Origin of the sequence: Synechococcus sp. R5-12 (assembly GCF_047502655.1) — a bacterium.
In the GTDB taxonomy this organism is placed as follows: domain Bacteria; phylum Cyanobacteriota; class Cyanobacteriia; order Thermostichales; family Thermostichaceae; genus Thermostichus.
Window position 1 is genome coordinate 1 of record NZ_JANSIM010000006.1, and the last position, 10,152, is coordinate 10,152.

The following is a 10,152-nucleotide window of genomic DNA, read 5'->3' on the forward strand; positions in this document are numbered from 1 at the left end:
TTGAACAGTGATGTTCAGCAGTGTTCAGCGTAAATGTATCAGCCGGGCCAAGCTTGCGTTAAAACCCTCTGCCGCCCAGCAGCGGACAATTGCCCTGGATTATATCAATCCCCATCCACCCAGATCCGAGCGTGGCCGCGAACCGGATTGCGGACTTGGGCAGTCTGGAGTGCAAAAAGCAGCCTCCCCCGCTCAAGGCAGGCGCAGGGATCCCCTACAGCGCTGGCCGCAAGACCTCGGCTCGACTTCCTCGGCAGCTAGGTTGACTTGGGAGTTGAGGATGACGACGGTGATGGGAGCAGGAGTGGGAGGCAAAGAGCGGCTGCTCCTCCAGCCCCAACTGTCGGCGTACTGTTGTGGGGGAACGTTGGGCAGGATCAGGACGGTGTTTTGCAGGACGTTGCTTTGCAGGGTGGTGGCGTTGCCGTTCAGGATCGCCATCTGCTGGGTGTGGGAAGTCTGAGCCAGGACGGCTGGAGCAAACCCGAAGCCGAGCAGAGCTGCCACTCCGGGGAGGAGGAGTTGGGTGGACAACATCGAGGATTCTCCACAAGACGCCAGGATGCCGACACTTTAGCCTGCTTTGCCCTCCGCTGAGTTGCCGCAAAAAAGCAAAAAAAGCTACGTGATGGGGAGGGATCCCTGCTGGGGACGTACAGCCGCGCGGCCCAGGCCCACAAAAAAGCCTGCAGAGAGTACTCTGTGCAGGCCCGTCTTGCTCGTCTGGATTGTCTTGATGGAGCTCAGAAGGAGAAACCGACCCCCACTCAGGAGCCGCAGGGGAAAATCAGCTCTCCGGCTCAAACACCTTCAGATCCACCACCTTCCCCCCTTGGAAAGTCCAGTGGGCAAAGGTGCCGGCCACCTCCCCATTCTCATCGAAGTTGATGGATCCAGAGGCGCCGGTGTAGAAGATGTCTTCCCCTTTGGCGATCAGCTCCACCGCCTTGGCCCACTCTCCGGGCAGGATCTCGGTGCCGGGGGGATTGGCCACTTCCCGCAAAGCATCCCGAACAGCGGTGCCATCGGTGCTGCCGGCTTTCTGAATGGCCAGAGCCAGGACAAAAGCGGCATCGTAGGCGGTGTCGATGTAGGGGGTGGGGGGCAGCTCCCCGTAGGCGGCTTTGTAGGCTTCGGCAAAGATTTGGTAAGCCTTGCTATCGGTGAGGGCCTGAGGCGAAACGCCGATGGATCCCTCTAGCTTTTCGGCTCCCACCTGGGCTGCCACATCGGGAGAGCGCATGCCATCGGTGAAGACAAAGCGGTCAAACAGTCCTTCTTCCAAAGCTTGCCGCAAAATGACCACACCGTTTTCGGGGTAGCCGATCAGCACCAATGCCTGGGGATCCCCTTCCTTCAGTTGGGTCAGCTCACTGCGATAGGAAGCCTTGCCGGGCTCGTAGGGAACCGACTTGGTGATGGTGCCGCCCCGCTTTTCAAAAGCCGTCTTAAAGCTGTCGGCCAGGCCCTGGCCATAGTCGTTATTGATGTAGATGATGGCCAGGCGCTCCAGCTTCTCTTCACGGGTGATCTGGGCCAGGGCTACCCCTTGATAGGCATCGGAAGGAACTGTGCGAAACAGAAAATCGTTGTCCTCCAGAGTGGTAATGGTAGGAGCGGTGGAAGCGGGGGAAATTTGCGGGATCCGATTGGGAACCGTGACCGTCGTGGCCACCGGAATGGTGATGCCGCTGCCCAAGGCGCCGATGATGCCGGCCACCTTCTCCACGGTGACCAACCGCTGAGCTGCGTCGATAGCCGGCTGAGCCGACGTCTGGTCATCCGCTTCGACCACTTGGGCAGGGGATCCCAAAATGCCACCGGCGGCGTTGATTTGGTCAATCGCCAGCTTGATCCCTTTGAGGCAGTTTTCCCCGAAGGCCTGCAGATCCCCGGTAAGAGACATCAAGGCCCCGATTTTGACCGGCCCCTGAGTGGCCTGCTGAGCCGTGCTGGGCAGCAGAGTGGTGGCAAGAGCAGCCGCCGTCAGGGCAGCCGCCGCTGCAAAGGCCCGTCGGGTGAGTTTATTCATGCGAGACATAGCCGACAACCTCCTGTGAGGGAAGAGAAAGTAGAACTCAGATCCCAAAGGTCAAGTAAAGTCAAGTGTTGAGTCGTAGCAGTCAGACGTTGACTCACCTCAAAGCGTTCCCCACTCCCTCAAGAAAAGATGGCTCCAGAAAACAGGCGGGCCAGACTCAGGATCTCGCCCGTTCCTTGGCTGCGGCCTCCAGGGGCAGTTGTCCCCCTGGGGATCCGGGAAGGATAATGGGCAAACTCGGCAATGGGCTCATTATGGGCTCATTATATGTTTGAAATACTGAACTCATGGGTCAGGGGGGTTTTCCCAAGGCAGCGGCGTGATTGTTATCGACGACATCTCCAAGCGGTTTGGCGGCATTAGCGCGGTGGATCACTGTTCCTTCCGCATCGAAACCGGTCGGATTACGGGCTTGATCGGCCCGAATGGGGCAGGGAAGACCACGCTCTTTAACATCATCGCCGGGTTTATTCGGCCCAGCAGCGGGCGCATCTGGCTAGATGGGGAAGACATCACCGGCCTGCCCCCTCACCATCTGTTCCGTCGAGGGCTGGTGCGCACCTTTCAGATCCCGCGGGAGTTTGGCCGCATGACCGTCTTGGAGAACTTGATGGTGGTTCCCCCCAACCAGATAGGGGAAAACCTGTTCGCCACTTGGTTCGGTTGGCGGCGGGTGCAACGACAAGAACGCAACCTGCAAGCTCGGGCGGAAGAGGTTCTGGAACGGCTGAACCTGATCCATCTGCGGGATCAACTGGCCGTCACCCTTTCCGGGGGGCAAAAAAAACTCCTGGAACTGGGACGTACCTTGATGACCGATGCGCGGGTGATCCTGCTGGACGAGCCGGGGGCCGGCGTCAACCGCACTCTGCTGGCGGATTTGATGCGTTTTATCGAGTATCTCAACCGCGAGCGCGGCTGCACCTTCTGCATCATCGAGCACGATCTGGATCTGGTGACCCGTCTCTGCGACCACGTGGTGGTCATGGCTGCCGGCAAGGTTCTCACCCAGGGATCCATGGAGGAGATCAAACAAAACCCAGCCGTGCGGGAGGCCTATTTGGGATCTGTGGCACTGGCCGACTCCCTAAACCCACCCCAACCCTCCCCTCTGCCTTCGGAGGGATCCCTCTCATGACCCCTTTGCTGGACATCCAGGATCTCTACAGCGGCTACCGGGGGGTGGACATCCTCAAGGGGATCCACCTGAAGGTGAACCCTGGGCAAATGGTGGTGATCATCGGCCCCAATGGAGCCGGCAAATCGACGGTGCTGAAATCCTTATTTGGCTTGGCCACCATCCGCTCAGGCCGAGTGCTGTTTCAGGGATCCGACATCACCCACCTGCCCGCTGAGCAACTGGTGCGACGGGGAATCGGCTTTGTGCCCCAGACCAACAATGTCTTTCCTTCCCTCACCGTGCAAGAGAACCTGGAGATGGGGGCCTTCATCCGACGCGACAACCCTGCCGCCCAACTGGAGCGGGTTTATGAGCTGTTTCCACCCCTGAAAGAGAAACGACGCCAAGCGGCGGGATCCCTATCGGGTGGACAACGGCAGATGCTGGCCATAGGGCGAGCGTTGATGGTGGAGCCGCAGTTGTTGTTGCTGGATGAGCCGACCGCCGGCCTGTCACCGCTGTACATAGAACAGACCTTCGCCCTCCTGCAAGAGATCAACCGTCTTGGCATCAGCATCCTCATGGTGGAGCAAAATGCCAAGCAGGCCCTGAAGATGGCGGACTGGGGCTATGTCTTGTCCACGGGAGAAAACCGCTTTGAGGATACCGGCCCCAACTTGTTGAACAATCCTGAGGTGCTGGAGCTGTTCTTGGGCGGGTGAGGCCCTCACCCCCCTCCCCTCACTCAAAACAAAAGGAGAGGAGGGTCAAGCGGGGCTGGCCAGTTGCTGCTTGCGCAGTTGAGCTGCTTGGTTGAGGAGAGCCTCCACAAAAGTCATCGCTTCTTGGGCGGAGTGGCCGGCAGTAAGTTGGGCCAGTTCTTCGCGGCGTTCTCGTTCTCCCAAAAGCTCCACCCGCACAGAAGTTCGTTTTTGGTGCACCACCTTGTGAACCCGCAGGTGGTGATCCGCCAAGGCAGCGATCAGGGGTTGGTGGGTGACGCAGAGGATCTGGTGATCTCGGGCAATGCTGTGCAGCTTGGTGGCGATGGCTTGCGCCACTTTGCCCGACACGCCGGTATCGATCTCGTCGAAAACCATGGTGGCCACCGGATCGATGCGGCTGAATACGGCTTTCAAGGCCAGCAGAAAACGGCTCATCTCGCCGCCGGAGGCGATGCTGGCCAAGGGCTGAAGAGGCTCACCCGGGTTGGGGCTGATCCAAAAGCTCACCTGATCCACCCCCTCTGCTGTCGGGGGGCCGGGTTGGATCTGCACCCGGAATTGCACTGCGCTCATCCCCAGCGGGCTGAGCTCTTCTATGAGAGCCTTTTCCAGTTGACAGGCCGCTTGTTGCCGCAGTTGAGAGAGCACCTGGCAATGGCGCTCCAGGTCTTGGGCAGCTTTGTCCAGCCGCACCTGCAATTCCTCTAGGTCGGTGTTGTCTCCTCGCAGTTGGGCCAACTGCGCCTGCACCCGCTCCGCATGGGCCATCACCTCGGCCAAGGTCGGGCCGTATTTGCGGCAGGCTTGTCTGAGTTGCGCCAAGCGCCGTTCAATTTTGTTCAACCGACCGGGATCCGCCTCCAGCGTCTCGCCGTAGCGAACCAGCTCCCGCCCCACCTCCTCCACCTGAATGAGAGCGCTGCTGACCATTTCCGCCAGAGGGGCTAGGTCGGGATCCCGCTGGGTCATGGTCTGGAGCAACCGTTCTACCTGGCCCAACAGATCGGCGATGGCCGGTGAGCCGCTGTCGTTTTGATAGAGCAATTGGTGAGCTGCGTAGCTTTGCTGTTGCAGTTCCACGCGGTGGGCCAGGCGCTCCCGTTCCCGCTCCAGCTTGGCCATTTCGTCGGGATCCTCCAGGCGCAGGGCGGCCAGCTCTTGCGCTTGAAACTCCAGCAGGTCTAGCCGTTGCAGGCGCAGTTGTTGGCTTTGCCGGCGGGATTCCACCTCTGTTTTCAGTTGGTTCCAGGTTTGGTAAAGGGCAGCCACCTCCGCCCGTGTTCGCAACAACTCTTCGCCGCCAAAGTCGTCCAGCCAACGGCGCTGGGTTTGGGGAGATTGGATTTGAACGGTTTGCCCCTGGGCAGTGATCTCTACCAATTTGGCCCGCAGGTTGAGCATCTGGGCTTTGTTCACCAGCACCCCATTCACCCGCAGGCGGCTGGTGAGCTTGCCGTTGCGCAACACCAGCTCGCGACTACAAACCAGGCCCTCCTCTAGGGGGTCGATGTGCTCTTGTTCTAGCCAGGCTTGCAGTTCAGGATTAGGACTGAAGATCGCTTCCACCAGACCTCGTTCGCTGCCAGTTCGCAGAGCCCGAGCTGTACCTCCTAGAGCTGCATCCAGCGCATCGAGGATGATGGATTTGCCGGCCCCGGTTTCTCCGGTGAGCACGTTTAGCCCCGCTCGAAAGGGGATCTCCAATTGCTCGATCAGGGCAAAGTTCTCGATCCGCAGCAGGCGCAACATAGGGATCCCGTGGGCTCAGCGTGCCGTTGGCAGTTTTCAGGATAGGGCTTGCAGGGGTCGCTCTGTCCCACGTTAGCGTACTCACCATCCCTCGGCGGACGGGTACAGCGGCCAGCGAGGAGTCTGTTATTGCAGGGGTGGGGAGCACCACCTGTTCTGGTTTGGGGATCCCCTCGGGGAAATTGGCAGCCCGGCTCAGCCGGCCAGGGGGTAGCGCTCCATCAGGTAGCAGAGGCAGTCTTGGCGGATGATGCGGCTGTTGAGGGTGAGCATGCCCGGCATGATGGGCACGCTGGTGCGAATTTCTCCATTGCAGGCATAGAAAAAGCGATCCGCCACATTTTGGCCCTGCTCGTCTTGCACCTCCAGGTGGAAGCCGTTGTTCGTCCAGCCAATGGGGGTGTGGGGGGGAAGCTCCCGAAAATTGAGGAGATCCAAATCCGGCGGGAAGCGGATGTGGGAGGGGGATCCCTCTTGGTTGCCATCCTCTTCCCCAAAGCTGAAGCTCACCTGATCCGGGATTTTGACAATGGCGACGCTGTGGAACAGGTCGATATCTTGGCGGAAGACAGGGCGCTGCGGGATCGCCGACAGGTGAAGGCAGGCTTCCAGGAATTCGTAGGCATGCTGGGTGCCGTGGGGCTGATCCGGCTTGCCGCATTCCAGGGTCACCGCCGGGCAGAAGCGCCCGAAGGCCATGCTCTGTACCCCTTCTGGCTTGGTGAAATAGAGAACGGTGCGCCCAAACAGGGTGGCCAGGTGCAGGGTAGGGGCATCCAGGTGATTGACACAAGCGTAGTGGGGGTTGGTGCCCGTGTTGTTGTGGATATCGACGCTGGCAAAAACGCCCCGCCGCTGCATTTGCTGCAGGACGGCCTGGGCCATGGCGTGCTCGGGGGTGGAGCCGGGGCCCCAAATGCGGTTGTAGTCCGGTTGGCCATCTAGCCGCCGTTGCCGGTGGCGGGCAGCCTGCACGTTGCCAATGAAAAGGGAAAGAGAACGGGGCAATTCCCGCTGGGCGTAGTGGCGGAGGAGCTGCCGCACCGCCTGCCAGCCGGTGGTTTCGTTGCCGTGCAGCAGGACGGAGACAAACAGGGCGGGATCCCGTCGCCCCGGCAGATGGATGAGGGTTGGCCCACCCAATTGGTCGTAAAGCTGATGGGCCTCTAGATCCAGCAGTTGATCCGGTAGATGATCGAGAACGGTGAGCATGCTGTTTGGGCTAAGAGGCTCGATTCAAACTTCTGGCTTCCGGCCCTAGAGTGGGAGGGAGCGGGAGTCCAAATGAACCGTTTCGCTGCGGTAGCTCGGGTCGCAACAAGGCCATCTGAGAGAGAGTTTGCCCACTCGAGATGCGGGCCAGGGATCCGTCCTGCCGCCGCGGTGGCCCACCGCTGGTACAACCGGCTGTGGAGAGAGCCCTAGCTGAGATCCCAGGTGTGTACCGGTTGGCCTTGCCGCTGCCGTTCCCAGTAGGCACAGGTTAATTGTTGCATATCTTTACCATGCCGGGCGACATAGCGGCGCTGCCAGGTGGCCCCATTCTGCCCCGACTCCACCCGGGCGCGGAGAATGCCCAGGTACTCCTGAATATCGGAGGGGGCCAGATCCAGTTGAACCAAACCCGCCTCTGCTTGGGGGATCAGCTCTTCCAGCAGCAATTGGCGCAGGGATCCCTGCCAACCCTTGAGCCAAGTGATGGGGGCCTCCAGACCCCAGCGGGCCGCCGTGTAGAAATTGGCGCGGCACTGGGCAAAGCTTAGCTCCTGCTCGGGGGAAACGGGCTGGGATCCCAAGGCTTGTACCAGGCCAAAGTAGAAGGCCGCGTTGGCGATCATGTCGGGTAGGGTTGGGCCTGCCGCTGCCACCCGCTGTTCGATGCGCAAGTGGGGAACGGGATCCAAGCCGATCAGGGGTCGGTTCCAGCGCCAGATGGTGCCGTTGTGGAGGCGCAGATGGGCCAGCTCCCAGGGAGAGGCGGCCAACGTTTGCGGTAGCACCACCGGGTAGCGATGCACATTTTCCCAGAACAGCTCCATTAGGGATCCCTGTACATAGCCTTGCCCGAAGGTGACGCGGGGGCAGTGGGTGGGGGAGGGCGGGGGTGGCCCATCTAGGGCCTGCTCGAACAAAGGGATGCGGGTTTCTGCCCACAGATCGTGCCCGAACAGGTAGGGGGAATTGGCCGCCAGCGCCACCAAGGGGGCTGACACGAGCAGGGAAGCGTTGAAGTAACGGGCCGCCTGTTGGGGGGATACCTGCAGATGGATTTGAAAGGAGGTGGTCGCCGCCTCCAGCATGATGTCCGGGTGGGTAACCCGCAACCGCCCAGCCGGTCCTTCGATATCTAGCCCCAGGGAAGGGATCGCTTGGGATTGCTCACGCCGGTGCAAGTTCAGGATCTGCTCGTTGAGGGCCAGGTAACGCTTGCGGGGGGAGATCATCTCCAAGGTCAGTTGCTTTTGCTGCACCGTGGGCAAAATCCCGATCATCATCAACCCCGCCTGCAAGTGTTCGGCCACTTGGCAACAGCGATCCCACGTTTGGCCCAGCTCTTGCTGAAACTGCCGCAGAGCCAAGCCGGTCAAAACTTGGGGCCGGCTGTTGATCTCCACGTTGAACTGGGCCAGTTCCGGCACCACCAGCGGATCGTTCACCGCTTCCAGGTAGGCTGAGTTTATCGGGGCCGGATCTCCCTGAGGGGTCACCAGCCATGCCTCCAGCTCAAACCCGCCCACCGGGGATCCCTGGGCAAAGGGCCGGCAGGCGGGATCCAGCCCCGGCGCACCGGCCAACCAGCGCTCGAGCAACTTCGTCTCTTGCTGGAGCCGAGCTGCAAACTGAGCAAAGTCTGCAGTACCAAAACGGAGGCAGGTGATCTCCTGGCCCATGGGAACAACTCCGCAGCTTTTGGGAATGAGGTTAATCGCTGTTGCCGGGATCTCGACACCCCTAGCTTTACTTAGCCCGCAGTGATGGATACATCTTCAATGCGCAGGGCGGGAAAGGCAGCCGTGCCGTTGAAAACCGTTACTTCCTGGGAAATGGCGGAGATATTGCGCAAACAATCGTAGAGATTGCCGGCAATGGTGGTCTCCAGGATGGGGCGTTTCTCGCCGCCTTTGACCAAGAAGCCCCCTTTCACCACCCCAGAAAAGTCACCGGTAATGGGGTTGCTGCTGCCGGAGAGGCGGGTGACGATAACTCCTCGATCCATCGCGTAGAGCTCGGACAGGGGGGTTGTCCCTGGGGCCACCCTCAGGCAAGCCGGCCCTACTCCCGGCAGGCTGCCTGCTCCCCCTGTGGCATGGCCGTTGGAGGGAACGCCAGCAGCGCGGGACTCGTAGCTGTTGTACATGAAGTTGCAGAGGATCCCTTCATGAATCAGGGGGGTAATCTGGCGCGGGATCCCTTCGCGGTCAAAGGGCTCAATGGGGTAGCCGGGCAGGCCCAGGCCTTCAGAAACCACGGTGAGCAACGGGCTGGCGATCCGGGATCCCATTTTTTGCGCCAGAGGGCTTTTGCCTTTGCGCACCGCATCTGCCCCCAAGACAAAGAGGAGATCCCCTAGAAACTCCTCCACCACATCTGGCGGCAGGACAATGGGGCCGCGGAAGCTCTCCCCCTCGCCAGCCCCCAGCGCGCCCACGCATTTCTGGACAAAGCGATCAAAAGCCCGCTCCAGCGCCGGCACCAGATCGGCCCGCTTCTGCACACTGTCGCCGTCGTAGGCAAAGCTGCCCACCTCGTCCCCGTCGATGGCCATGCCAAACAGGGATCCCCCCGCTTCCACGCTGTGATGGTTGGCGCGGATGCCGGTGGAAGAGGCGATGGCCAGGGTCTCTTCCTCCACGCTGAGGGAGCCGCTGTCGATGGTGATGCGAGGGTCTTTGGAGCGCACCCACTCCAGCAATTGGGATCCCAACTGGGTCAGCTCGGCGGCATCCAGTTCCAGCAGGCCTGGGTCGAGGGCAAAGGGCACCTGGGGCAAAGGTTGGGGCTCCGGCAGCCCGTTGAGGGGATCCGCTGGCGAAGCCTTGGCCATGGCTACAGCCTCAGCCGCCGTCTCGGCCAGCTCTTCCGGGCGGTTGGAGGTGGCAAAGCCCAGCCTGCCGTCGCAGAAAACCCGGATGCCGAACAGGGTCTCGCTGCTGCTGCGGGCCAGGTTGAGGTCATTTTTCTCAAAAGTGACTTCCGTTTCCCGGCCTGAGTTGGCAAACACTTCTGCCTGGTCGGCTCCAGCGGCCAACGCCTTGTACACACCCTGTTCACAAAGATCCAGCAGGTTTTCCGGGGAAATGATGGAGCTGGGCATAAAAGTGAGATGGCAAGAGGACAGTCCTATTATCGGCCATGGCTCAGAGCTACTTTTCCCTGACCCCCTGCCGTCTATGGAGTCCCAGCACCCACCCCTTCGTCCGACAACGTGACCCTGGTGCGCACCGTTCCAGCCCGCTCCCCCTGGGCAACAATCAGCAGAGAGCATGACTCTAGTCAATAATAAGCTCAACTATACT

The 10,152-nt window shown here is 60.7% G+C and carries 8 protein-coding genes; 2 read left to right on the forward strand and 6 right to left on the reverse strand.

The features are described 5' to 3' along the window. Positions 1–192: 192 nt before the first annotated feature. Entirely contained in the window at positions 193–537 is a 345-nt protein-coding gene (locus NW843_RS00455; RefSeq protein ID WP_011432412.1) for a hypothetical protein, read from the reverse strand. 250 nt (positions 538–787) lie between these two features. After that, positions 788–2,041, reverse strand: coding sequence for an ABC transporter substrate-binding protein (locus NW843_RS00460; protein ID WP_414521786.1), 1,254 nt, complete (start codon positions 2,039–2,041; stop codon positions 788–790). A gap of 319 nt (positions 2,042–2,360) precedes the next feature. Between NW843_RS00460 and NW843_RS00465 the strand changes: the two genes are divergently transcribed. Further along, a complete protein-coding gene (locus tag NW843_RS00465; RefSeq protein WP_414329274.1) occupies positions 2,361–3,179 on the forward strand; it encodes an ABC transporter ATP-binding protein in 819 nt (272 codons plus the stop codon). Then, complete coding sequence (locus tag NW843_RS00470) at positions 3,176–3,883, forward strand: ABC transporter ATP-binding protein (RefSeq protein ID WP_414521787.1); 708 nt, start codon at positions 3,176–3,178, stop codon at positions 3,881–3,883. The genes NW843_RS00465 and NW843_RS00470 overlap by 4 nt, the downstream gene beginning before the upstream one ends. A gap of 45 nt (positions 3,884–3,928) precedes the next feature. Here NW843_RS00470 and recN read toward each other — a convergent pair whose 3' ends face one another. From recN to NW843_RS00490, 4 genes are all read right to left on the reverse strand, one after another. Then, complete coding sequence (recN, locus tag NW843_RS00475) at positions 3,929–5,635, reverse strand: DNA repair protein RecN (protein WP_414412673.1); 1,707 nt, start codon at positions 5,633–5,635, stop codon at positions 3,929–3,931. A 195-nt stretch (positions 5,636–5,830) separates the two neighbouring features. Beyond that, entirely contained in the window at positions 5,831–6,847 is a 1,017-nt protein-coding gene (locus tag NW843_RS00480) for a M14 family metallopeptidase (RefSeq protein WP_414521788.1), read from the reverse strand. Positions 6,848–7,056: 209 nt separating this feature from the next. Beyond that, positions 7,057–8,445 (reverse strand): glutamate-cysteine ligase family protein, encoded by a 1,389-nt coding sequence (locus NW843_RS00485; protein WP_414521789.1) that lies wholly within the window; start codon positions 8,443–8,445, stop codon positions 7,057–7,059. Between the two features lie 152 nt (positions 8,446–8,597). Next, positions 8,598–9,950 (reverse strand): TldD/PmbA family protein, encoded by a 1,353-nt coding sequence (locus tag NW843_RS00490; protein WP_414521790.1) that lies wholly within the window; start codon positions 9,948–9,950, stop codon positions 8,598–8,600. Positions 9,951–10,152 lie beyond the last annotated feature (202 nt).